General features: G+C 71.2%; 20 protein-coding genes and 2 tRNA genes. 20 read left to right on the top strand and 2 right to left on the bottom strand.

The window, feature by feature from the left end; all coding sequences use genetic code 11:
* Nucleotides 1–179 precede the first annotated feature (179 nt).
* Nucleotides 180–1,274, bottom strand: coding sequence for a M48 family metallopeptidase (locus tag NQO67_RS21310; protein ID WP_255951697.1), 1,095 nt, complete (start codon nt 1,272–1,274; stop codon nt 180–182).
* Nucleotides 1,275–1,414: 140 nt separating this feature from the next.
* On the opposite strand from NQO67_RS21310, the gene NQO67_RS21305 reads away from it, so the two are divergent.
* From NQO67_RS21305 to holA, 17 genes are all read left to right on the top strand, one after another.
* Complete coding sequence (locus tag NQO67_RS21305) at nt 1,415–1,678, top strand: hypothetical protein (RefSeq protein WP_255951916.1); 264 nt, start codon at nt 1,415–1,417, stop codon at nt 1,676–1,678.
* A gap of 113 nt (nt 1,679–1,791) precedes the next feature.
* Nucleotides 1,792–1,953, top strand: a complete 162-nt coding sequence (locus NQO67_RS21300; RefSeq protein ID WP_255951696.1) for a hypothetical protein — start codon at nt 1,792–1,794, stop codon at nt 1,951–1,953.
* A 73-nt stretch (nt 1,954–2,026) separates the two neighbouring features.
* Nucleotides 2,027–2,725, top strand: coding sequence for a nicotinate-nucleotide adenylyltransferase (gene nadD / locus NQO67_RS21295; protein WP_374119044.1), 699 nt, complete (start codon nt 2,027–2,029; stop codon nt 2,723–2,725).
* A gap of 15 nt (nt 2,726–2,740) precedes the next feature.
* The gene (locus NQO67_RS21290) at nt 2,741–4,588 is read left to right on the top strand and encodes an LCP family glycopolymer transferase (RefSeq protein ID WP_255951695.1); all 1,848 of its coding nucleotides are present in this window, start codon (nt 2,741–2,743) and stop codon (nt 4,586–4,588) included.
* Nucleotides 4,589–4,842: 254 nt separating this feature from the next.
* Nucleotides 4,843–5,301, top strand: coding sequence for a ribosome silencing factor (gene rsfS / locus NQO67_RS21285; RefSeq protein WP_255951694.1), 459 nt, complete (start codon nt 4,843–4,845; stop codon nt 5,299–5,301).
* Nucleotides 5,298–5,945 (top strand): histidine phosphatase family protein, encoded by a 648-nt coding sequence (locus NQO67_RS21280; RefSeq protein WP_255951693.1) that lies wholly within the window; start codon nt 5,298–5,300, stop codon nt 5,943–5,945. Before rsfS ends, NQO67_RS21280 begins: the two co-directional genes overlap by 4 nt.
* 161 nt (nt 5,946–6,106) lie before the next feature.
* Nucleotides 6,107–6,179: transfer RNA gene (locus NQO67_RS21275), tRNA-Ala, on the top strand.
* 353 nt (nt 6,180–6,532) lie between these two features.
* On the top strand, nt 6,533–6,736 hold the full coding sequence (locus NQO67_RS21270; protein ID WP_374119051.1) for a hypothetical protein: 204 nt from the start codon (nt 6,533–6,535) through the stop codon (nt 6,734–6,736).
* A gap of 3 nt (nt 6,737–6,739) precedes the next feature.
* Complete coding sequence (locus NQO67_RS21265) at nt 6,740–6,973, top strand: hypothetical protein (RefSeq protein ID WP_255951692.1); 234 nt, start codon at nt 6,740–6,742, stop codon at nt 6,971–6,973.
* 180 nt (nt 6,974–7,153) lie between these two features.
* A tRNA-Ala gene (locus NQO67_RS21260) sits at nt 7,154–7,226 on the top strand.
* A 629-nt stretch (nt 7,227–7,855) separates the two neighbouring features.
* On the top strand, nt 7,856–8,632 hold the full coding sequence (locus tag NQO67_RS21255; protein WP_255951691.1) for a hypothetical protein: 777 nt from the start codon (nt 7,856–7,858) through the stop codon (nt 8,630–8,632).
* A gap of 181 nt (nt 8,633–8,813) precedes the next feature.
* A complete protein-coding gene (locus NQO67_RS21250) occupies nt 8,814–9,659 on the top strand; it encodes a DegV family protein (protein ID WP_255951690.1) in 846 nt (281 codons plus the stop codon).
* Nucleotides 9,660–10,359: 700 nt separating this feature from the next.
* Nucleotides 10,360–11,376, top strand: a complete 1,017-nt coding sequence (locus NQO67_RS21245) for a ComEA family DNA-binding protein (protein ID WP_305126094.1) — start codon at nt 10,360–10,362, stop codon at nt 11,374–11,376.
* Entirely contained in the window at nt 11,373–14,195 is a 2,823-nt protein-coding gene (locus tag NQO67_RS21240) for a ComEC/Rec2 family competence protein (protein ID WP_255951688.1), read from the top strand. The genes NQO67_RS21245 and NQO67_RS21240 overlap by 4 nt, the downstream gene beginning before the upstream one ends.
* A 239-nt stretch (nt 14,196–14,434) precedes the next feature.
* The gene (locus NQO67_RS21235; protein ID WP_255951894.1) at nt 14,435–15,316 is read left to right on the top strand and encodes a YceI family protein; all 882 of its coding nucleotides are present in this window, start codon (nt 14,435–14,437) and stop codon (nt 15,314–15,316) included.
* 132 nt (nt 15,317–15,448) lie between these two features.
* The gene (locus NQO67_RS21230; RefSeq protein ID WP_255951893.1) at nt 15,449–15,706 is read left to right on the top strand and encodes a hypothetical protein; all 258 of its coding nucleotides are present in this window, start codon (nt 15,449–15,451) and stop codon (nt 15,704–15,706) included.
* A gap of 347 nt (nt 15,707–16,053) precedes the next feature.
* Entirely contained in the window at nt 16,054–17,067 is a 1,014-nt protein-coding gene (holA, locus tag NQO67_RS21225; RefSeq protein ID WP_255951687.1) for a DNA polymerase III subunit delta, read from the top strand.
* A 413-nt stretch (nt 17,068–17,480) separates the two neighbouring features.
* Here the strand turns inward: holA and rpsT are convergent, their stop codons facing one another.
* Nucleotides 17,481–17,747, bottom strand: coding sequence for a 30S ribosomal protein S20 (rpsT, locus tag NQO67_RS21220; protein WP_255951686.1), 267 nt, complete (start codon nt 17,745–17,747; stop codon nt 17,481–17,483).
* Nucleotides 17,748–18,129: 382 nt separating this feature from the next.
* Between rpsT and lepA the strand changes: the two genes are divergently transcribed.
* The 3 genes from lepA (at nt 18,130) to hemW (ending at nt 24,004) form a co-directional block, all read left to right on the top strand.
* Nucleotides 18,130–20,001 (top strand): translation elongation factor 4, encoded by a 1,872-nt coding sequence (gene lepA / locus NQO67_RS21215; RefSeq protein ID WP_255951685.1) that lies wholly within the window; start codon nt 18,130–18,132, stop codon nt 19,999–20,001.
* A 592-nt stretch (nt 20,002–20,593) separates the two neighbouring features.
* Nucleotides 20,594–22,486 (top strand): AMP-dependent synthetase/ligase, encoded by a 1,893-nt coding sequence (locus tag NQO67_RS21210; protein WP_255951684.1) that lies wholly within the window; start codon nt 20,594–20,596, stop codon nt 22,484–22,486.
* A 285-nt stretch (nt 22,487–22,771) separates the two neighbouring features.
* Complete coding sequence (hemW, locus tag NQO67_RS21205) at nt 22,772–24,004, top strand: radical SAM family heme chaperone HemW (protein WP_255951683.1); 1,233 nt, start codon at nt 22,772–22,774, stop codon at nt 24,002–24,004.
* Nucleotides 24,005–24,093 lie beyond the last annotated feature (89 nt).

The raw sequence follows: 24,093 nt of genomic DNA, 5'->3' as shown, positions 1-24,093 counted from the left end.
CATCCGGACCACCTGGTCGGTGGCGGGTTGCTCGCGCAGTTCCCCGCGCCCCTTTGACGCTGCGTGCCCGTCAAAGGGCGGCGCACCCACAAAGGGGACGTACCCGCAGTGGGTGGCGCACCCGCAAAAAGGGGCAAACCCGCGAAAGGGGGGAACGCCACCTGCTGCCTGACAAGCCGTCAGTTCGCCTCCGGTGCGGGGCCGTCCTGCGGCCCCGCCTTGTCGGTTCGGTCGCGCGGCCCGGAACCCGAGCCGGTGAACGCGTTGCGGACTCGGCCGCCCAGGTCGCCCGCACCGCCCGCGAGATCCGTCACCAGCTTCATCAACGGGTCCTTGGAGTTGCGGACATCGCTGGCGTAGGCCGCCGCCGACTCGCGGAAGGAGTCGGAGACCGAGGCGTCCTTGTCCTCGTCGCGCCGCGGGTAGTGGCCGTCGAGGATCCGCTGGTAGTCCCGGGACTCCGACCACGCCTTGAGCTCCGCCGCGCGTACCACGGCGAACGGGTGGGAGCGCGGCAGCACGTTGAGGATCTTGAGTACCGAGTCGCGCAGGTCGCCGCCGGCCTCGTACTCCTCGGCCTGCTCCAGGAACGAGTCCACGTTCATCTCGTGCAGGTGGTTGCCGCCCGCGAGCTTCATCAGGCCGCGCAGCGAGGCCTGCGGGTCCTGGCCGGCCAGCAGCCCGGCGCGGTCCGCGGACAGCTCCGACTTGCGGAACCACTCGCGCAGTGCGGTCACGATCGCCATCACGGCGACGTTGCCCAGCGGGATCCAGGACACCCGCATCGCGAGGCTGGTGAGGAACAGCAGCACCGTGCGGTAGACGGCGTGCCCGGAGAGCGCGTGGCCGACCTCGTGGCCGATCACCGCCCGCATCTCCTCCTCGTCCAGCAGTTCCACCAGGCCGGTGGTGAGCACGATGATCGGCTCGTCCAGGCCGATGCACATCGCGTTCGGCTGCGGGTCCTGGTTGACGTACATCGGCGGAACCTTTTCCAGGTCCAGGATGTAGCAGGCGTCCCGCAGCATGTCGTTGAGGTGCGCGAACTGCGCGTCGGAGACCCGCACCGAGTTGGACAGGAACAGCAGCCGCAGGCTGCGCTCCGGCAGGAAGCCGCTGAGCGTCTTGAAGACGGTGTCGAAGCCGCTCAGTTTGCGCAGCGCGACCAGCGCCGAGCGGTCCGCCGGATGCTCGTAGGCCCGGGAGGAGATGCCCGGGAAACGTGTGCGCGACCGGCTGGGCACGCGGTCCTGAGGTTCGTGATCGTTGGTCATGCCATCCCCCATTGCGAAGTCGACTCCCCCAAGGCGGCACCAGCCTATGCGGGGTTACCGTGGCGGAAGCAGCGCACCACAGCGGCTGTGCACATTCCATTACATGAGCGCGCCGCAGGAGTCGTCAGGAGCAGCCCCCCATGGAGCACATGTCCCCCACCACGCTGGCCGGCGTCGTGAGCGCAGCCGAGCAGCAGGGCCCCGGTCCCCTGCTGCGCATCGTGCTGGTGGTGCTGCTGGTCGGCGCCGCCCTGATGGCCTGGTTCCTGCTGCGCGGCTACCGCGACGCCGGGGACCCGGAGGACGGCGGACAGGAGGGCCCCGGCGGCGCGGGCGGCGGCCGCGAGGAGGCCGACAGTGGGAAACATCACGCGGGCGACCGTGGCGGCCGTGACGCAGGGTGAGAGGACGGGACCGGAGTCGCCGTGAGGGTCCCGTGGCCGTCCGCATACGATGAGCCCGGGAAAGACTTCACCCCACTGCCCGAACCACCACTTCCGGATAGGTCCTGTCGACGATGAGCCCCTACAGCACCGCCACCCAGCTGGTCACTCTCGCCGCCGATGGCGAGGGCGGTGGCAACCATGAAAGCCTCAGCCCCTACCTCACCGGCGGCGGCGCGCTCTTCGTGCTCCTGCTGCTGCTGTGGGTCACCACCCGCTTCAACCGCGACCGCTGAGCCGTCGCCCGGCCGCCGACCGCCGGGTGGGGCCCGCCGGGGCCCCACCGTCGGGCCGGTAGGGTCTGCACGCATGGGAGAGCAGGACATTCCCCCACCCCCCGAAGGGCGTGGGCGGTACCCCCGGACCGACCGGCCGGGCACGGCCGACAGCCGGAGCGCCCAGGCCGGTTCGTCGGTCACGGGCAAGCGCCGCCTCGGCGTCATGGGCGGTACGTTCGACCCGATCCACCACGGGCACCTGGTGGCGGCCAGCGAGGTCGCCGCGCAGTTCCAGCTCGACGAGGTCGTCTTCGTACCGACCGGGCAGCCCTGGCAGAAGGCCGAGACGGAGGTCTCCGCCGCGGAGGACCGCTACCTGATGACGGTCATCGCGACCGCGGAGAACCCGCAGTTCTCGGTCAGCCGGATCGACATCGACCGCGCGGGCCCCACCTACACCACGGACACCCTCCGCGAGCTGTGTGACCTCAATCCGGACACGGACCTGTTCTTCATCACCGGTGCCGACGCCCTCGGGCAGATCCTCACCTGGCGCGACACCGACGAACTGTTCTCGCTGGCGCACTTCATCGGCTGCACCCGCCCCGGGCACACGCTCACCGATCCGGGCCTGCCCGAGGGCGGCGTCACGCTGGTGGAGGTTCCCGCGCTGGCCATCTCCTCCACGGACTGTCGTGCGAGGGTCGCAGCGGGCGACCCCGTCTGGTACCTCGTACCGGACGGTGTGGTGCGCTACATCGACAAGCGCAAGCTCTACCGCGGCACCTGAGCCGGGAGGCCACCTGTGAACGATCGCCATGACGGATACGCGGGGGACCAGTACGAGCTCATCGGCTACGACGCGAACGGTCAGCCCGTGTACCAGCAGGTGCCGCAGCGTCCGCCGCACCAGCAGAACGGCCCGTCCGGCGGCCAGCACGGCGCGCACCAGGGCCACGGCCCGTACGACGGGTACGGCACGGCCCAGCCGTACGGCGCCCCGCAGGACCCCTACGCCTATGGCGATCCGTACGGCACCGCCCAGCAGCCCGTCATCCCCGCGCAGGACCCTCCTCCGTCGCCGGACGGGTGGTACCCCCAGACCGGCCACGACGACCCCTACGGCACCGGCCAGCAGCCCACCGTTCCCCCGTACGACCCGCACGGCACCGGCCAGCAGCCCGCCGTACCGCATCAGCAGGCCCACGGGGCGTACGAGACGGCGCGGCAGCCCGTGGTGCCCGCCCAGGAGCTGCACGAGCCGGCGGGCCGGGGGGCGGGCGCCGGCGTGCGCTCGCGCCCGCCGCGTGACTCCGGCCCGGACGGGCGGCCCGGAGCGGGCGCCGACGCCGATTACCGGCCCGACCAGTTCGCTTTCGTGGAGGAGGAGAGCGAGGACTCCGAAGACGTCATCGACTGGCTCAAATTCACCGAGTCACGCACCGAGCGTCGTGAGGAGGCCAGACGCCGGGCCCGCAGTCGCGTCATAGCGTTGGTCGTCGTCCTGGCACTGGCCCTGGCCGGCGGGGTCGGTTACCTCTGGTACGCGGGGAAGCTGCCCGCGCTGCCCGGCACCGACTCAGGGGCGGGCTCCGCCCAGGAAAGCGGCCCCCAGAACCGCGACGTGATCGTCGTCCACCTGCACAACACCAAGAAGGGCGGCACCTCCACCGTGCTGCTGGTGGACAACACCACCACCAAGCACGGCGCCACCCTCCTGCTGCCCAACTCGCTCGCCCTGACCGCCGACGACGGCACCGCCACCACCCTGGGCAAGTCGGTGAGCGACGACGGCTCGACCGGCACCCGGGAGTCCGTGGACACCCTGCTGGGCACCCAGATCCAGGGCACCTGGCGGCTCGACACGCCGTACCTGGAGAACCTCGTCGAGCTGGTCGGCGGCATCGACATCACCACCGACGCGGACGTGCCCGACCCGGACGCCAAGGGCGGCAAGAGTGGCAAGGGCGGCAAGGGCACGCCCGAGCCGCTGGTGAAGAAGGGCGAGAACCAGACCCTCAGCGGCGCGATGGCCGTGGCCTACGCCACCTACCGCGCACCCGGCGAGCCCGAGACCGCCCAGCTGAATCGCTTCGGCCAGGTCATGCAGGGCGTGCTGCGCAAGATGTCGTCCGACTCGGGCTCCGCCACGACCACCATCCAGACGTTGCAGCAGATCCTTGACCCGTCCCTGACCGACAAGGACCTCGGGGCCTTCCTGGCCAAGCTGGCCGACCTCGCCAAGGGCGGCGACTACAGCACCACGATGCTGCCCGTCCAGCAGGACGGCACGCTCAGCCAGCAGGCCACGGACCGCGTCAAGGAGGTCCTGGGAGGCACCGTCAAGCCGGCCGAGCAGGGCGATGCCGTGCGGGTCGGCGTCAAGAACGCCACCGGCGCCAAGCAGGCCACCGAGAGCGCCCGCGTCACCCTGGTGAACGGCGGCTACACCTTCGTCGACGGCACGACCTCCCCTGCGCAGGTGTCCTCGCAGATCACCTATGCCGACGACAAGCGCAAGCAGGACGCGGTCGAGGTCGCCAAGACCCTCGGCCTGCCCACCAGCGCCGTCAAGAAGGGCAAGACCACCACGAACGCCGATGTGTCGGTCGTGCTCGGCCAGGACTACGACTACCAGCGCACGACGTCGTAGGCGCCCGCGGCGTACCCCGGTTCCCGCGCGGGCGCCGGGGCACGTGGGCGTCGTCCGCATCCGTAGGCGGGCTGCCGCCGTGGAGCGAGGGCGCCTGGACCGTGTGCGGTGGGTGTTCGAAGCCGGAGTAATCGTTTGAGGAACGGTCGGCGGTCCGTGAGACCCTGGGAGGTGTCCGACCGCCGGTGCACCCGCCCTTCGCGGCGCGCCACCGCGGGCCGGGCGATGCCGTTTCCTCGACCGAAAGCTGCGCAGTGACCGCAACGGACCGTTCCTCCGAGCTCATCACCACCGCCGCGCAGGCGGCCGCCGACAAGCTCGCGCACGACATCATCGCCTACGACGTCAGCGACGTGCTGGCGATCACCGACGCCTTCCTGCTCGCCTCCGCTCCGAACGACCGCCAGGTCAAGGCCATCGTCGACGAGATCGAGGAGCGGCTGATGAAGGAGCTGGACGCCAAGCCGGTGCGCCGGGAGGGCGACCGTGAGGCCCGCTGGGTACTGCTCGACTACGTCGACATCGTCGTGCACGTCCAGCACAGCGAGGAGCGCGTCTTCTACGCCCTGGAGCGGCTGTGGAAGGACTGCCCCGAGATGGAGCTGCCGGCCGACGCCAAGGCCACCCGCGGCAAGAGCAAGGAGTACGCCCAGCGCGAGCAGGCCGCCGAGGAGGCCGCCGAGATGCGTGAGCTCGGCGGGGAGCTTCGATGAGCGACGGCCACCGCGGCCGGCGCCTCATCCTCTGGCGGCACGGCCAGACCGCGTGGAACCTGGAGCGCCGCTTCCAGGGCTCCATGGACGTGCCGCTGACCGAGGAGGGCGCCGGCCAGGCCCGCCGCTCCGCCAGGCTGCTCGCCTCCCTCCACCCGGACGCGATCATCGCCTCCGACCTCAGCAGGGCGGTGGCCACCGCCGCCGAGCTGGCCCGTGTCACCGGCCTGGAGGTGACGTACGACGAGGCCCTGCGAGAGACCTACGCGGGCGTCTGGCAGGGCCTGACGCACGAGGAGATCATCGCGTCGTACGGCGACCAGTACGCGGCCTGGAAGCGCGGCGAGCCGGTCCGCAGGGGCGGCGGCGAGCTGGAGACGGAGGTCGCCGACCGCGCCGCCCCCGTCGTGCTGCGACACGCCGAGAAGCTGCCGGATGACGGCACGCTGGTGGTCGTCAGTCACGGCGGCACCATCCGTACCACCATCGGGCGGCTGCTCGGCCTCGAGCCCCCGCACTGGGAGAGCCTGGGCGGCCTGTCGAACTGCTGCTGGTCGGTGGTGGGCGAGGGCCTGCGCGGCTGGCGGTTGCTGGAGCACAACGCCGGCACCCTGCCGGCGCCGGTGCTGGGCGACGACGACTGAGGCCGGCCCGGCGGCCGGACGCGCCGGGTCATGTCGGGCACGCTCCGGCGTGCACCGGGCGCGGCTGCACGGCGCGGCGTAGCCGGGGGCGGATTTCACTTTCCGGCAGCCCGCAGGCTAAAGTTCTGGTTGTTCGCCCGGGATCAACGGGACGGGCACAAGGGGCTATAGCTCAGTTGGTAGAGCGCCTGCATGGCATGCAGGAGGTCAGGAGTTCAATTCTCCTTAGCTCCACGAGGCGAGAGGCGAGGTGTGCCCACAGGAAGCGTGGGTGTCCTCGCCTCGTTCCTTTTTGCGCGGTTTTGCCGCGCTGTGCGGGGGCTTTGCCACCCGCACCCCCTTGGGTGGTGGTCGGAGAGCCCGGGCGGCCCGCTCGCGAAGTCCCACTGGCCCGCGTTCTACCCGATGACCTCTGTTAGAACGTCGTGCCTGGTGGTCGAACGTCGTGTCCGGACTGGTACTCCTGCGTCGATGACCCCCAGCAACCCTCCGTGGCAGAATCAAAAGGGCCGGAAGGGGACACCCGACGGGAGGGAGAAACGATGCCTGCGTGCATCCCTGGGGAGGCCGGCAACCTCCCCGAAGCGGTGAAGAGACATCCGAAGACCCCCTCCAGGACCCTCCCCACCGCCCGGCTCCTCCTCGGCCACCCCGGCCTCCGTCCCCCCGGCCCCGCCGTCAAGACCCACCTCACCTGCCCGTCCTGCGGCTCCAGCCATGTCGCCCAGATGCTCGGCGACAACGGCGGTGTCTCTTACGTCTGCACGGCCTGCGGCCACAACTGGAGCTGACGGATGGGCGCACACAGGCGGAAATGCGATTGGTGCGGCGGCGGCACCCCCATCGTCCGCGACATGGAGCCGGTCAACCCCGACTACCAGTACTGGTGCGAGGAATGCGCGCGGGCGCTGATCATAAAGGGCGACCCGATCGAGACGTACCGGGAACTGGAGGGCGAGCCGATCTACGGACGGCTCCTGGACGAACACTGCACGCTCAAGCGTTTCTACTCCTTCGCCACGGCATGACGCGTGGTCGCCCTGGTCAACCGCTCGTCACCCTCGTCCCGGCCGTCCGGCGGGCGTGGCTGGCATGACTCGGGTACCTGCGGCGCGCGCTGGCGGCCGCCCGTGAAATGGATTTGGTGATCCACCTGGGGGAGCGTGTAATGTTGGCTCCGCCGCCGAGCAGTCGGGCGGCGGTCGCAAGGGGCTATAGCTCAGTTGGTAGAGCGCTTGCATGGCATGCAAGAGGTCAGGAGTTCAATTCTCCTTAGCTCCACGAGGCGAGAGGCGAGGTGTGCCCGCGGACAGCGCGGGCCGCCTCGCCTCGTTCCTTTTTTGCGCGGCTTCGCCGCGCTGTGCGGGGGCTTTGCCACCCGCGCCCCCTTGGGGGTGGCCCGTCCGGGGGTGCCTCAAGGTTCGAGGGGCACTGCGTTGGGCCCAGAAGGTGGTCGAAGGGCGATCTGCTCGTGGATGGTGCGGGGGTAGGTCGCCTTCGCTGTGGGTCGGGCTTCTTCGCTGCGTTTCGGGGTTGGGGCAGTCGCAGGGACCGGATCCGGGAGGTCCCCTACGGGTAGGTTCCGGGTTCCGGCGGAACTCCCTGACCACGGTTTGCGTTTACCGTGGAGTGGTGGGTTGCCGGCATGGGCCGTGGCAGCCCGGAAAGAACCCGAGAGGCGTGCGGGAGGGCCGCACGACCCACCCGTTCCGGCAGGGTCCAAGGGATTTCTGCACCGGAGCCGCAGACTGGACCCGCAGTACACGCGTGGATCCGCAGGCGGCGTACCGCAAGCGTGCGCTCGCCCACGGGCGGGATGCCGGAGGAGAGCGGGGCCGGCGCCCGCGGACGGATCGCGCGCACCCCGCACCGTCAGGATCGTCAGCACCGGGAGTATCCCAAGGAGCGTCATGGAGACCGTGCTCGCCGTCATGGCGCTGCTGTTCCTGCTGTTCGTGGCCCTCGGTGCGTACGCCACCGTCAAGGCGGTCGGCGCGGCCAAGCGCGGCGTGGACCGCACCATCACGCAGGCGCGGCGCACGGTCGAGGACTCCGCGCTGCGCGCCAAGTCGTACGCACAGCCCGGTCCCGCCGGTGAGCTGGCCCAGTTGCGGCTGCGGCTGCGCACGACGATGCGGGCCACCCAGGACGCCCTGCACGCCGAGGCCGGGCAGGACGAGTCCCTGAAGGAGTCGGTAGGCCTCTTCAAGCGGCTGAGCGTCCACGGGCACGAGTTGGACAACGAGCTGAAGCGCCTGGAGAGCGAGCCCGACCGGGCCGCACTGGCCGGCCGGCTGCCCGAGCTGCGGGAGCGCACCCGGCGCATCGTCGACTCCGCCGACGCGTTGCGCTGGGCCGCCCGCGACCGTGCCCACCGGTTCGCCGACGACGACCTGGACAACCTCAGCGCACAGATCGACATGGAGGCGGGCGCGTTGCGGCACTGGGTGCACGACTCCGCGCCCCCGCGCCGGGCACCGCGCTCCCGTCCGGCGACCGGCGGATCCGGTGCGTCCTCCGGCGGAACCGGATCAGCAGCCGGCGAGCGGCCCGGACGCGAGCGCCAGCAGGCCCCACGACCCCCGACAGGGGGCGCGCAGGACGCGACGCGCCCCGCGATCTCCCCGGCGGTCCGGCCGCCCACCCACCGCTGGCAGAAGCAGAGCCGCCCCGAAAACACCACCTGACCCCCACCGGCGTGCGATGCGGGCGCAGGCCCGGGGCGGCATCCCCACCGGCTGCGCGCAAGGCCCATGGACAACGGAGGTTCATGGCGATGTCCGGTGGGTAGACGCGCCCACATGAGCGGTCACCAGGTGGACGGGCCCGGGCTGCCGACCACCGGCACCTGCGGGTAACCTCCAGCTCATGTCCCGCCATGTCGCCATCGTCACCGACTCCACGGCCTACCTGCCGCAGCGGACGATGGAGCGGCACGGCATCATCTCCGTGCCCCTCACCGTGGTGCTGGACGGCCGGGCACTGCAAGAAGGCACCGAGATCTCGGCCCGCTCCCTTGCCCAGGCGCTCCAGAAGCGGCGACCGGTGACCACCTCACGGCCCGCACCTGCGGTGTTCGCAGAGACGTACCGCAAGGCGGCGGAGGCCGGCGCGAAAGGCATCGTGTCGCTCCACCTGTCCGCGGAGTTCTCCGGAACCTACGACGCGGCAGTGCTCGCAGCACGCGAGGCACCCGTTCCGGTGCGAGTCGTGGACACCGGCATGGTCGCCATGGCCCTCGGCTTCTGCGCCCTCGCGGCCGCTCAGACCGCGGAAGCGGACGGCACCGTCGACGAGGCGGTCACCGCAGCGGAGAAACGAGCCGCGGGCACGGCCACGTACTTCTACGTCGACACCCTGGACTACCTGCGGCGGGGCGGCCGGATCGGCGCTGCCCAGGCCCTGCTGGGCTCCGCTCTCGCAGTCAAGCCGCTGCTTCAGCTCGACGCCGGCCGCATCGAACTGCTGGAGAAGGTGCGGACCGCGTCCCGGGCCATCGCCCGGCTGGAGGAGATCGTCGCCGACCGCGCGGGCCACAGCGAGGTGGACATCGCCGTGCACCACCTCGCGTCCCCCGAACGAGCCGCGCTCCTCGCCGACCGGCTCCGCGACCGCATCCCCGCCCTGGTCGACCTGCATCTGAGCGAGGTCGGCGCGGTCATCGGCGCACACACGGGGCCCGGCCTGCTGGGCGCGGTGGTCTCGCCGAGGTGAGCCGGGGCGCCGCGGCCCCCGGCGCCGGGGAGTGGGGAGTGGGGGAGCGGTGAGGGCCCTGGGACTCGGGTGGGTGACGGAGTTGTCCACAACCGGTAAGTAATCCACGGGAATCGACCAAGATCCACAACGTGGTGGGGAACTGCCTAGCGTCCCCTGCATGGCACTTCGATCACGTGTTTCACGGACCGCGTCTCCCGCGACCAGCGGCCCGGGCCGCGCCCCCGCGTCGGACAGCCGGGTCCGCCCCCACCGCGCCCGCTTACCCGGCGCTCGCGCACGCCGCACCAGCGCGAGAACGGAAACGCTGAGATTACGCACCGAAGCGGTCTTCGCCGACCGATCGACCGGCCACCCGGGCCCGGGTGGTGATCCTCCGGACGCGGGTGTGGTGGACGCTACGGCACCACTTGGCCTGACCCCGGGTGCCGCGCCGCGGGCGTACGGCGGGGGCGGGATGGGGGTGGCCATCGGTGCCGGGGCGCGTGATGGCGGCGGGGCGGAGCGTGGTGCTGGGGCGGGGCGAGGTGCCGCGTCGGGTTTCGGCGCTGGGACAGACAGCGGCTCTGGGACGGATGGCGGAGTCAGGACGGACGGCGGTGCTGGGGCGGGATCGGCAGGTGGTACCACGCCCCCAGGCGACGGCGACTGCGAGGGCGACGTCGGGCAGGGCCGCCGTGATCGTGCGGGTTCGGTCGGGCTGGGTCGTGGCGGTTCGGATGGGCGCAGTCGTGCTGGTTCGGGGGTGGGGAAGCGCGTTGGGCCGGGGGAGGGGGAAGGGAACAGCGCCGGTTCGAGCGGGCGGGATCCGGCTGGTCGTGTTGCCGAGGCTGGGTGGGATCGCGGTGAGGCGGTCGTCGTGGGCGGCGGCGGTGACGGCGAGGACGCGGGCGAGGGCGACGACGAGGCGGTACGCGATCGTGGTGGCGCAGACGGTGTAGGGGGCATCGGATGGGCCGGCGGGTCGGCGTCGTGGCGGACGAGGACGGGTGCCGCGGTGCGTGAGCGGATGCCGCTGTGGGCCCAGGCCCTCCAGGCACGCTGCGGTCTGGAGCGCCGCAGCGTGATCGCGCTGGTGGTGGTCCTCGTCGTTGCCGCCGGCTTCGCGGTCCAGCACTTCTGGACCGGCCGCACCGAGCCGGTCCCACCACCGGACGTGGTGCGCGCCGCAGTGCCGGAGGCCGGCACGGAGCCCGAGGACCCGCCCGCCACGCCGACCGGCGGCCCACCCCAGACCGGCGGCACGACGATCGTCGTGGACGTCACGGGCAAGGTGCGCAGGCCCGGACTTCAGCACCTTCCCGCGGGCTCGCGGGTGGCTGACGCACTGCGTGCGGCCGGCGGAGTGTCCCCCGGCGTCTCCACGGAGAACCTCAACCGCGCACGCCTCCTCGTCGACGGTGAGCAGGTGATCGTGGGCGAGCCGGCAACGGGCGCGGGTGCCGGTCCGGCCGGTGGAGCGGGCGCGCCGGGCACGGGCGGATCTGCGGCCGGTGGGGCAGGCGGGGGCGGGGGCACGCCCGTGACCCCGGTGAGTCTGAACACCGCCACGGTGGAGCAGTTGGACACGCTCCCGGGCGTCGGCCCGGTCCTGGCGCAGCACATCATCGACTACCGCACCCAGCACGGCGGCTTCCGTTCCGTCGACGAGCTCCGCGAGGTCAACGGCATCGGCGACCGCCGGTTCGCCGACCTGCGCGCCCTGGTACGGCCATGAGCACCGATGCGACCGGGCGGCGGGCCGGTGGGCCCCGCCAGACCCGGCAGCCGACCTCTCCCGCCGGCGACGCGGGGAGCCGGCTCGGGACCGCGCCGGAAAGCACTGCCGCCGACCCGTACCACGCCCCCGACCCGTACCGCGGCACCGAGCCGGGCAGTGGTTCGTGCCGGGGCGAGCCCCGGCCGGCTTCCGGTGCTGCGGCGCGGGCTGCCGTGCACCGGGACGCGGCCAGTCGGCTCGGCGCTTCGCATCCCCGGCAGGAGGGCCCGGCGGATCTGCGGCTGGTGCCGCCTGCGCTCGCCGCGTGGGGCACCGCGGCCGTGCTGGTGGACGCACCGTCGAGCTGGGTGATCGTGGCGGTACTGGGGTGTGTGGGGGTCGCGGTCGGCCTCCTCGCGGTACCGGCGAGAAAAGCGGGAGGCCGAGGGCCGGCCGGCCGTCGGACGGGCCGGCGGTACGCAGCGGGCCGGATGTCCGCGGCGGCGGTGCTGCTGTGCGTCGCCGCGGCGGCCGCCTCCGCCGGGTTGCACGGCGCCGACCTGCACCGCGGCCCCGTGCCCGATCTGGCGCACCGATACGCCCGGGTGACCGTGGACCTGGACATCACCTCGGACCCCCGCAGAACCCGTCCGCGCGTCACGGGCGACCACATGGCACCGGTCGCCGTCGTGGCCGACGCACGGGCCGTGCGGATCAGGACGGCAGACGGCGGCGGCTGGGAAACCAGGACCCCGGTCCTGGTGATCGTTGACGCACCGCAGGGCGACGGCGGCCCCGGCCGGTCCGGAACGCGGTCCCCGTCCGGGGCGCGATCTCCGTCCGGGGTGCGATCCACGTCCGGGGCGCGGTCCCGGGCCGCCCCGGAGCCCGGGTGGGAGGGGTTGCTGCCGAGCACGCGCGTGCGGGTACGGGCCCGGCTCGCCCCACCGATGCACGGAGGGGACCGCATCGCCGCGGTGGTGCGGGTGGCGCGCGGCGAGCCGCCGCGGGTCGTCAGGCCGCCGTCGGCCCCGCAGCGGTTCGCGGGCCGGCTGCGCGAGGGGCTGCGCACGGCCGTTCGCGGCCTGTCACCGGACGCGCGTGCGCTGCTCCCCGGGCTCGTCGTCGGAGACACCTCAGGGGTCTCGCCCGAGTTGGAGGATGCGTTCCGGGCCACCGACCTCACTCATGTCCTGGCCGTCAGCGGCGCCAACTTCACGATTCTGCTGGCCGTGCTGGTCGGGCCGCCGGGCCTGGCGCACCGGGCCGAGCGGCGTGGTCTGGCCGGCCGGCTGGGCCTCGGGCTGCGCAGCACCGCCGTGCTCGGTGGGGCGCTGGCGCTCGGGTTCGTGGTGGTCTGCCGCCCGGAGCCCAGCGTGCTGCGGGCGGCGGCCTGCGGGGGGATCGTGCTGCTCGCCCTGGCCACGGGCCGCCGCAGAGCGCTGCTCCCGGCCCTGGCGGCGGTGGTGTTGCTGCTGGCGCTCTACGACCCGTGGCTGGCGCGTAGCCCCGGTTTCGTGCTCTCGGTGCTGGCGACCGGCGCCCTGCTCACGCTGGCGCCACGGTGGGCGGCGGCGCTGCGGAGTCGGGGCCTGCCGTCCCGGGTGGCGGAGGCGCTGGCGGCCGCGGCCGCCGCGCAGGTGGTGTGCGCACCGGTGGTCGTGATGCTGGCGGCGCGGGTGAGCCTGGTGGCGGTGCCGTGCAATCTGCTGGCGGAGTGCGTGGTCGGTCCCGCCACCGTGCTGGGGTTCGCGGCCCTGGTGACGGCGCCCGTGGCGATGCCGCTCGCCAGGGCGTTCGCCTGGTGTGCGGGCTGGCCGGTGAACTGGCTGGCGGACATCGCCCGCACCGGCGCGGACCTGCCGGGCGGCGGTGTGCCGTGGTCGGGCGGTTGGCGGGGCGGTGTGCTGCTGGCGGTCGCCATGGTGGTGCTGATCGGGGTGGGCCGCAGGCTGATCCGGCATCCATGGGTGTGCCTGGTGTGCGTGGCGGGCCTGCTGCTGTTCGTCCTGCAACCAGCGCCGCTCCCGCGGGTGCTGGCGGGCTGGCCCCCGCCGGGCTGGCGGTTCGCGATGTGCGACGTGGGGCAGGGCGACGCCACCGTGCTGGCGGTGGGAGACGGCAGCGCAGTGGTGGTCGACACGGGGCCCGAGCCCGCGCTGGTCGACCACTGCCTGCGCGCGTTGGGCATCACCCGGATCCCGTTGGTGCTGCTCACCCACTTCCACGCCGACCATGTGGCCGGGCTCACCGGAGTGCTGCGGGGGCGAAGGGTCGCGGCCATCGAGACGACCTCGCTTCAAGAGCCCGCGGACCAGGCGGCGTTCGTGCGCAGGACCGCCGCTGAGCGGCACATTCCGGTCAGGCGTGTCCTGCCGGGAGAGCGGCGCCGCACCGGTGCGCTGACCTGGCAGGTGCTGTGGCCACCGGCGCGCCCCGCGCCCCAGCCCGACGACCCCAACGACGCCAGCATCGCGCTGCTGGTGCACACCGCGGGACTGCGGTTGCTGCTGCTCGGCGATCTCGAACCACCGGCGCAGCAAGGGCTGCTGCGCAGCCCAGCCGGTGTGGACCTCGCGCATGTCGACGTGATGAAAGTCGCGCACCACGGCTCGGCGTACCAGGACCCGTGGTTGCTGCGGACCGCGGCGCCACGGCTCGCACTGATCTCGTGCGGTGCCGGCAACCCGTACGGCCACCCCTCGCCGCGCACCGTGGCCGCGCTGCGGACCAGCGGCGCCATGGTCCTCAGGACCGATCGGAACGGCTCGCTCGCGGTCACCGGCACCACACCACAAGGGTTGCGTGTGGCGCAGTCGCGGGCGTCTCCCGGCTGATCGGACGGTCTCGGGCCGCCGTGCGGAAGCCTCCTGAATGATCACTGGCGAGATCTTCCTCATATCCAGCAGGGCCCTCTGTGAATTCTGCGACAGTGGCCAGTAGTTGCTCCGAATGTGGCGACAATGATCGAATGTTCCTTCGCGAAAGTTGATTACCGCATCCGGTGGTCGTGACGCACGATTCGGCCGTCGCACAGTTACTGACAAGTTTTCATACGACATGGGAGTGCTTGCTGATGTTCGGCCGCTTGCTGGGAAAACGGATGAACCGAGGGCTTCGGAATGGGGTTCTCCCGGCGGTGTCCGTGCCGCCGGATGCGGGAGTGTTGGGCTGCCGGGTGCTGGATTCGGTCGGTGAGCCCGTGCGGCAGGCGAAGGTGAGCGTGGCCGACAGTATCGGTCGTACGGTTGTCGCAGGTGGTGCCGATCCGTATGGCAACTTCGTGGCGACCGTGCCGGCCGGCGGGTACCGGCTGACGGTCACCGCGGACGGCTATCTGCCGCATCACGCGGATGCCACGGTCGCCGAGGATGCGTACGCTGCTCTGGGGGATGTGACGCTCCAGTATTCGCCGCCCCTGACGCTTCCTGAGCAGGGCGATTGGGAGATCGAGCCGATGCATACGTCGATCGGCTTCACGGCCCGTCATATCGGCCTTGCGCGGATTCATGGAAGGTTCAACAGCTTTGCTGGTGCGATCCGCATAGCGGACTCCATGGAAGACTCCGTGATGCATGTCGTGATCGACGCCTCATCCATCGACACCAATGTCCGCATGCGGGACGACCACCTGCGTTCGGCCGATTTCCTGGATGTGGCGCGCTTCCCGACCGTGGAGTTCTACAGTGACCGTTTCATGCACCGAGGCGGCAACCAGTGGGCGATCGTGGGTGCGCTGACGCTGCACGGCGTCACCCGCACGGTCACCCTCAACGCCGAGTACCAGGGGCTCGGCAACGGTATGGAGGGCGAGAAACGCGCCGCCTGCCGTGCCACCGCCGAGTTGCACCGTGACGACTTCACCGTCAGCTGGCAGACGATGCTGGCCCGCGGTATCGCGGTCGTCGGCCCCAGCATCGCGATCGACCTGGACGTGCAGATCGTCCCGAAGGGGTGAGCCGGCCAGTCATCGACCCCGGCCCCGGGTGCGGCGCCGAATGCCCGAAAATGCTGATGTGCCTGAGTCGAGTGGCGACGCAGGTGCCGGATGGTTTCGGGATTCGTGGGGGGCGTGAGCTTTGTGGAAGAGATGAGTGAGGACGGGTCCGAGGTCAGACACGTCCTCGTGCTGCCGGATCGGGACGCGGCGGAAGAGGCCGCCGAGGCGCTGGTGGACCGGCTGGGCCTGTCCGAGGAACCCCAGATCGTGCGGGAGGCGCTCGCCGGTGAGGACGACGCCGAGGACGCCCAGTGGTTGCTGATCGTCGAGGACGCCGAGGACCAGCTGGACGCGCGGGAGCTTGACGAGTTCGCAGCGGAATGGGACGGCTGGCGCGAGGAGCCGTGACGGCCGAGTGAGCCGGGACGGCCAGACGATCCCGCGGCGGCCGGACGATCCCGGGGCGGCCGGACGATCCCGGGGCGGCCGGACGATACCCGGTGGCCGGGTGGCCGGGTGGCCGGGTGGCCGGGTGGCCGGGTGGCCGGGTGGCCGGGTGGCCGGGTGGCGGGGTGGCGGGGTGGCGGGGTGGCTGGGTGCCTCGGGGAGCCTGGGTGAGCGTGATGGGCGGTCGGGGGTGCCCGCCACGGGTCCCGTCCATGGCCGGCTCGCCGGCCTGTGGGACGTCCCGTCCGTGGTCGGCTCGCCGGCCTGCGGGACCGGGTTGTCAGTGCCGCGTGGGATGCTGGGGCGCGATGGCCAAGAACATTGCACGCACCGGGACCTCCGGCAGGTCCGGCGGGTCCGATCCACTCGCGCCCGTCACGCTCGCCGTCGGGCAGGAGGATCTCCTGCTCGACCGCGCCGTGCAGGAGGTGGTCGCCGCGGCCCGCGCGGCCGATCCGGACACGGATGTGCGGGACCTGGCCCCGGACCAGCTGACGCCGGGCACGCTGGCCGAGCTGACGAGCCCCTCGCTCTTCGCCGAGCGGAAGGTCGTCGTGGTGCGCCAGGCGCAGGACCTGTCCGCGGACACCATCAAGGACGTGAAGGCGTACCTGGCGGCGCCCGTGGAGGAGATCACCCTGGTCCTGCTGCACGCCGGCGGTGCCAAGGGCAAGGGCCTGCTGGACGCCGCGCGCAAGGTCGGGGCGCGGGAGGTCGCCTGCCCGAAGATGACGAAGCCGGCGGACCGGCTGTCGTTCGTGCGCGGCGAGTTCCGGACGCTCGGCCGGTCTGCGACGCCGGAGGCATGCCAGGCCCTGGTCGACGCGATCGGCAGCGATCTGCGGGAGCTGGCCTCGGCGGTGTCCCAGCTCGCCGCGGATGTGGCGGGCACCATCGACGAGGCGGTGGTGGGGCGGTACTACACGGGCCGGGCCGAGGCGTCCAGCTTCACCGTGGCCGACCGCGCCGTGGAGGGCCGGGCCGCGGAGGCCCTGGAGGCGTTGCGCTGGTCGTTGGCGACGGGCGTCGCCCCCGTTCTGATCACCAGCGCCCTCGCGCAGGGCGTACGGGCCATCGGCAAGCTCTCCGCCGCGCGCGGCGGACGTCCCGCGGATCTCGCACGGGAACTGGGCATGCCGCCGTGGAAGATCGACCGGGTGCGCCAGCAGATGCGGGGATGGACACCGGACGGCGTGTCCGCGGCGCTACGAGCCGTCGCGGAGGCGGACGCCGGCGTCAAGGGCGGTGGCGATGACCCGGAGTACGCGCTGGAGAAGGCGGTCGTCGCCATCGCCCGCGCGGCCCGATCCCGCGGCGCATAGGCCCTCCCGTGGCGCATGGGCCCTGACATCAGGCACTCCTCCCCAAACGCCGAGAACCCCTGCTCGCCCGGGGAAAGGCGGAGAAGGGGTTCTCAGGACTGTCATGAGGGGTCCGCCCCCGCGTCGTGGCGAACGCGAGGCACACCTCGAGGTATATGAGATATATGAGGTATATGCGGAGCCCGAAAGTGCCGGCAGGGAGCGGATGAGAGGGCCCGCTCTGGGTCCGTCCGGCGGTCGATCATTCAGTTGGTCGGTCGATCACACGACCCTCACCTCGCGCAAGTGCACACGTAGTGCGTGTCCTCGCATATCGCGGTCCTCGCATATCGCGGTTCTCGCGGGGCACGGACAGCGGTGCACACACGCACGTACGGCAGGGTCGGGACCGCTACCGGGAGGCGCCGGGCGCCTCAGCCCTTGAGGGATGCGACCTTGTGAGCCAGGGCCGACTTCTTGTTGGCGGCCTGGTTCTTGTGGATGACGCCCTTCGAGACGGCCTTGTCCAGCTTGCGCGAAGCCTCGCGCGCTGCCGCAGTGGCCTTCTCCATGTCACCCGCTTCGACGGCCTCACGGGTGCGGCGGATCGCGGTCTTCAGAGAGGACTTCACGGCCTTGTTGCGCTGCCGGGCCTTCTCGTTGGTCTTGATCCGCTTGATCTGGGACTTGATGTTCGCCACGAATGAGCCTTTTCAGGTACAGGTTCAGTTACGGAAGAAAGTGCTTTGTGCGTGTCTCGAACCCACCCGAGGTCGATCCTGAACCAATCCAGTACCGATTCCCGGCCGACTCGGACCGATCTGGGCCGATCCGGACTGATTCGGACCGTTCCAGGCCGTCATCCGCCGGAATCCGGGATGGTATAGACGGACAAACGAGGTCCATTCCCGGCTCGGCCCGATAGGTCCGAAGACACAGCTGCCCAATCTAGCAGTCGGCGACCGAGCAGCCCAAACCGGTCGCACTGCCCGGCCCGTGGGACCATGGAGGCTACGTATCGATCCCGAGTGGATCCCGAGATCCGAGCCGAGGCCTGAGCAGCCTCAAGAGACAGGACCCTGCGTGCCCGCGACCACTAACCATGTGCCTCAGCCGAGCCGTACCGCCCCGGCTCTGATCCGCAATTTCTGCATCATCGCGCACATCGACCACGGCAAGTCCACCCTGGCCGACCGGATGCTCCAGCTCACCGGGGTGGTCGAGCAGCGGCAGATGCGAGCCCAGTACCTCGACCGGATGGACATCGAGCGCGAGCGCGGCATCACGATCAAGTCCCAGGCGGTCCGGCTGCCCTGGGCCCCGACCAGCGGCGCGGCCTCGGGCCAGACCCATATCCTGAACATGATCGACACGCCGGGCCACGTGGACTTCACCTATGAGGTGTCCCGCTCGCTGGCCGCGTGCGAGGGCACGATCCTGCTGGTGGACGCGGCCCAGGGGATCGAGGCGCAGACCCTCGCCAACCTCTATCTGGCCATGGAGAACGATCTCGCGATCATTCCGGTGCTCAACAAGATCGACCTGCCGGCCGCCCAGCCGGAGAAGTTCTCCGAGGAGCTGGCCAACCTCGTCGGCTGTGAGCCCACCGACGTGCTGAAGGTCTCTGCGAAGACCGGCCTCGGCGTGGAGGCGCTGCTGGACAAGGTGGTGGCCGAGGTGCCGGCTCCGGTCGGCGTCGCCGACGCCCCCGCCCGCGCGATGATCTTCGACTCGGTCTACGACTCGTACCGCGGCGTGGTGACGTACGTGCGTGTCGTCGACGGACAGCTCAACCGCCGCGAGCGGATCCGGATGATGTCCACCGGTGCGACCCACGAGCTGCTGGAGATCGGCACCAACTCTCCGGAGATGCTGCCCGCGGACGGCCTCGGGGTCGGCGAGGTGGGTTACCTCATCACCGGCGTGAAGGACGTCCGGCAGTCCAAGGTCGGTGACACCATCACCGCGCAGACCAAGGGCGCCCAGGAGCCGCTCGGCGGCTACAAGGACCCCAAGCCCATGGTCTTCTCCGGCCTGTACCCGCTGGACGGCTCGGACTACCCCGAACTGCGCGACGCCCTGGAGAAGCTCCAGCTCAACGATGCCGCGCTGGTCTACGAGCCGGAGACCTCCGCGGCGCTCGGCTTCGGTTTCCGGGTCGGCTTCCTCGGGCTGCTCCACCTGGACGTGGTACGCGAGCGCCTCGAGCGCGAGTTCGGTCTCGACCTGATCGCCACCGCGCCGAACGTGGTCTACCAGGTCCGCATGGAAGACGGCACCGAGTACACGGTCACCAATCCGAGTGAGTTTCCCGAGGGGAAGATCGACGAGGTGCAGGAGCCGGTGGTACGGGCCACCATCCTGGCGCCCAGCGAGTTCATCGGCGCGATCATGGAGCTCTGCCAGAGCCGGCGCGGCGTCATGGGAGGCATGGACTACCTCTCCGAGGACCGTGTGGAGATCCGGTACGCGCTTCCGCTCGCCGAGATCGTCTTCGACTTCTTCGACCAGCTGAAGTCCAAGACCCGCGGGTACGCCTCGTTGGACTACGAGCCCACCGGGGAGCAGCAGTCCGACCTGGTCAAGGTCGACATCCTGCTGCACGGCGACAAGGTCGACGCCTTCTCGGCGATCACCCACAAGGACCAGGCGTACGCGTACGGGGTGCGGCTCGTCGCCAAGCTCAAGGAGCTCATCCCGCGGCAGAACTTCGAGGTGCCCGTGCAGGCCGCCATCGGCTCCCGGGTCATCGCGCGCGAGACCATCCGCGCCATCCGCAAGGACGTCCTCGCCAAGTGCTACGGCGGTGACATCTCCCGTAAGCGGAAGCTGCTGGAGAAGCAGAAGGAAGGCAAGAAGCGGATGAAGATGGTCGGTTCGGTGGAGGTGCCCCAGGAGGCCTTCATCGCCGTCCTCTCCAGTGACGACGGCGGCAAGGCGAAGGCGAAGAAGTAACGTCCACGGCGCCCATGACGTGCCCACGGCACCCATGACGCCCATGCCATCCATGACGCCCACGGCACGCATGACGCCGATGGCGTCCACGGACCCGGGTACACCTGCGCGTACCAGGCTCCCCGCCCGCGCCCCCAAGGCGGGCGGGGAGCCTTTCCTATCCGTTTGGGTGCCGTTATGCGCGTTACATCCGTTACGTCGTATCCGTCCGTGCGTCGGCCTCGCGTCCGATCCGAACGGGTGCCGCCGGGCCCCCCGCGCCGTGTGCCCCCCCCGTGTGCCCGTGAGGTTCCGCCGGCGTCGGGTGTACCGCTCGCCGGCCCCGGACCGGTCGCAAGACGTGTCGGCTGTGCACAGAAGCCGGACTGTGTGCAAAGAGACGGAGTTCCGTGTAAAGACTCTGTTCGTAGCCTCTTACGTGGGGCGCGGCAGGGCTCTAGTCTGATCACAACTCGTTGGTTACTCACGAGTTAAACAACGCGCCGCGCAGGCGCCGCAAACAACACCCCCAAGCAAACCGCCTCAAGCAGCAGCCGCACAGCGAAGACGTCGCAGACGCACGGTGCACACTGTCGCGGGCCCGGAGGAAGTCGTGAGCGACACACAGCCCCAGATCGAAAACCGCCCGCCGTCCGTGGCGACGCTCTTCCTTGAGCGGGTGTCCGCCACGCCCGACGCGCCTGCCTTCCAGTATCCGGTGCCGCCCGCCTCCGGGACGGGGCCCGACGAGTGGAAGACGCTGACCTGGGCGGAGTCGGCCGAACGCGTCTACGCCATCGCCGCGGGGCTGATCGAGCTCGGCGTGCAGCCCGAGGAGCGGGTCGCGCTCGCCGCCGCCACCCGGCTCGAGTGGATCCTGGCCGACTTCGGCATCCTGTGCGCCGGGGCGGCCACGACGACCATCTACCCGCAGACCAACGCCGAGGAGTCGGCCTTCATCCTTTCCGACTCCGGCAGCAAGGTGCTGGTCGCGGAGAACGCCGAGCAGCTCGCCAAGGCACGCGAGCGGCGCTTCGAGCTGCCCGACCTCGCCCATGTCGTGGTGATCGACGCCCAGGGCATAGGCCCGGCGCCCGCCGACGAGCCCGACGGCTGGGTACTCAGCCTCGACGAGCTCGAGGCCCGTGGCGCCGCCCGCCTGGAGAAGGACGCGGACGTGGTCAAGGAGCGGGTCGCCGCGATCACCGCCGACCAGCTGGCCACGCTGATCTACACCTCCGGCACCACCGGCCGCCCCAAGGGCGTGCGCCTGCCGCACGACAACTGGTCGTACATGGCCAAGGCCATCGCCGCCACCGGCCTGGTCTTCCAGAGCGACGTGCAGTACCTCTGGCTGCCGCTCGCCCATGTCTTCGGCAAGGTGCTCACCAGCGGGCAGATCGAGGTGGGCCACGTCACCGCCGTCGACGGCCGGGTCGACAAGATCATCGAGAATCTGCCGGTGGTCAGGCCGACGTACATGGCGGCCGTGCCGCGCATCTTCGAGAAGGTCTACAACGGCGTCGCGGCCAAGGCGCGGGCCGGCGGGGCCGCCAAGTTCAAGATCTTCCAGTGGGCCGCCGAGGTGGCACGCGAGTACGGCAAGGTCACCCAGGACAACTTCCAGCGCACCGGCACCGCCTCGGCCCCGACGAGCCTCACGATCAAGCACAAGGTCGCCGACAAGCTCGTCTACGCCAAGCTGCGCGAGGCGTTCGGCGGTCGGATGCGCGCCTGTGTCTCCGGCTCCGCCGCGCTGGCGCCGGAGATCGGCTACTTCTTCGCCGGCGCCGGTGTGCACATCCTGGAGGGCTACGGCCTCACCGAGTCCTCCGCGGCGTCCTTCGTCAACCCGGGCGAGGCCTACCGCACCGGCACGGTCGGCAAACCGCTGCCCGGCACGGAGGTGCGCATCGCGGACGACGGCGAGATCCTGATGCGCGGCCCCGGCATCATGCAGGGCTACCACGGGCTGCCCGAGAAGACGGCGGAGGTGCTGGAGTCCGACGGCTGGTTCCACACCGGCGACATCGGAGAACTGTCCTCGGACGGCTACCTGCGCATCACGGACCGCAAGAAGGACCTGATCAAGACCTCCGGCGGCAAGTACATCGCGCCGGCCGAGGTCGAGGGCCAGTTCAAGGCGGTCTGCCCGTACCTCTCCAACATCCTGGTGCACGGTGCCAACCGGAACTTCTGCACCGCGCTCATCGCGCTCGACGAGATCGCGATCACCGAGTGGGCCGAGGAGAACGGCCTCGGCGGCAAGCCCTACGCCGACATCGTCGCCGCGCCCGCGACGGTCGCGCTCATCGACGGCTACGTCCAGCAGCTCAACGAGGGTTTGCAGCGCTGGCAGACGATCAAGAAGTTCCGGCTGCTGCCGCGGGACCTCGACATCGAGCACGGTGAGCTGACGCCGAGCCTGAAGCTGAAGCGGCCGGTCGTCGAGCGGGAGTACGGGTATCTGCTCGACGAGATGTACGCGGGCACGCGGGAGTCGTGACCGGGCGGCGCCCGGCGCCCACCGGGGCCTGAGGGCCCCGGTCTCCCCGGCTTCCCCGGGGTGTGGCGCGTCCGGTGCACCCGGTGCGCCCGGGGGGCCTTCCGGTGGCACCATCCCCTGCCCACGGTGGCCCCGTGTGGAAGAGACAGGCCCGCTGGGGGCGGTGGCGGTCTGCCGGTTTCGTTGTGGTTGGTCGCGCAGTTCCCCGCGCCCCTTAGCGGTGGCCCTTGGCCGGGCGGGATAGCCGTTCCCTGGGAACCCGGGGCATACGGGACAATGGGCCGTATGCCTTCCCTGCTGCCCGACGGTGAGCCCGTGCCCGAGGACGGTTCCTTGCCCGCGTCCGCCCTGGTGGGCGCGGGGAAGCGGCCGCTCGGGTTCTATCTGCACGTGCCGTACTGCGCCACTCGCTGCGGGTACTGCGACTTCAACACCTACACCGCCGACGAGCTGCGCGGCACCGGCGGAGTGCTGGCCTCCCGGGACACCTACGCGGGCATCCTGACCGACGAGGTCCGGCTGGCCCGCAAGGTGCTGGGCGACGACCCGCGCGCCGTGCAGACCGTCTTCGTCGGCGGAGGCACGCCGACCCTGCTGGCCGCCGCCGACCTCGTGCGGATGCTGGACGTGATCCGCACCGAGTTCGGCCTCGCGGACGACGCGGAGATCACCACGGAGGCCAATCCGGAGTCCGTCGACCCCGCGTACCTGGCCGCGCTGCGGGACGGCGGCTTCAACCGGATCTCGTTCGGGATGCAGAGCGCACGCGAGCACGTCCTGCGGGTGCTCGACCGCCGGCACACCCCCGGCCGCCCGGAACGGTGCGTGGCCGAGGCACGCGCGGCAGGCTTCGACCATGTGAACCTGGACCTGATCTACGGCACCCCGGGGGAGTCCGACGACGACTGGCGGGCCTCCCTCGACGCGGCCGTCGGCGCCGGCCCCGACCACGTCTCCGCGTACGCCCTGATCGTGGAGGAGGGCACCCGGCTGGCCCGCCGGATCCGGCGCGGCGAGATACCGATGACCGACGACGACGTGCACGCCGACCGCTACCTGATGACCGAGGAAGCGCTCGCGTCGGCCGGCTTCCGGTGGTACGAGGTGTCGAACTGGGCGGCGTCCCCGGCGGCCCGCTGCCGGCACAACGAGCTGTACTGGCGCGGCGCCGACTGGTGGGGCGCGGGCCCCGGCGCGCACAGCCACATGGGCGGCGTGCGGTGGTGGAACGTGAAGCATCCCGGCGCGTACGCGGCCCGGCTCGCCGAGGGGCGCTCACCGGGCGCCGGGCGCGAGGTCCTGGCCGCCGAGGACCGCCGCGTGGAGCGCGTCCTGCTGGAGCTGCGGCTGGGCGACGGCTGCCCGCTGTCGATCCTGCGCCCCGACGGCCTCGCGGCGGCACGCCGGGCCTTGGCCGACGGACTCCTCGAAGCCGCCCCGTTCGACGCGGGCCGCGCCGTCCTCACCCTGCGGGGGCGGCTGCTGGCGGATGCGGTGGTCAGGGACCTGGTGGACTGATGCCGCGGGATGACATAGAGGACTAATCGCCCGTTGGAGTGAATCAATATCAAGATCGGGGCACTCCGCATACGCTTGTTCCTACGCTG

The sequence above is a fragment of the Streptomyces odontomachi genome (assembly GCF_024435355.1).
GTDB lineage: Bacteria > Actinomycetota > Actinomycetes > Streptomycetales > Streptomycetaceae > Streptomyces > Streptomyces odontomachi.
This window is presented reverse-complemented; position numbering and strand designations above follow the sequence as displayed.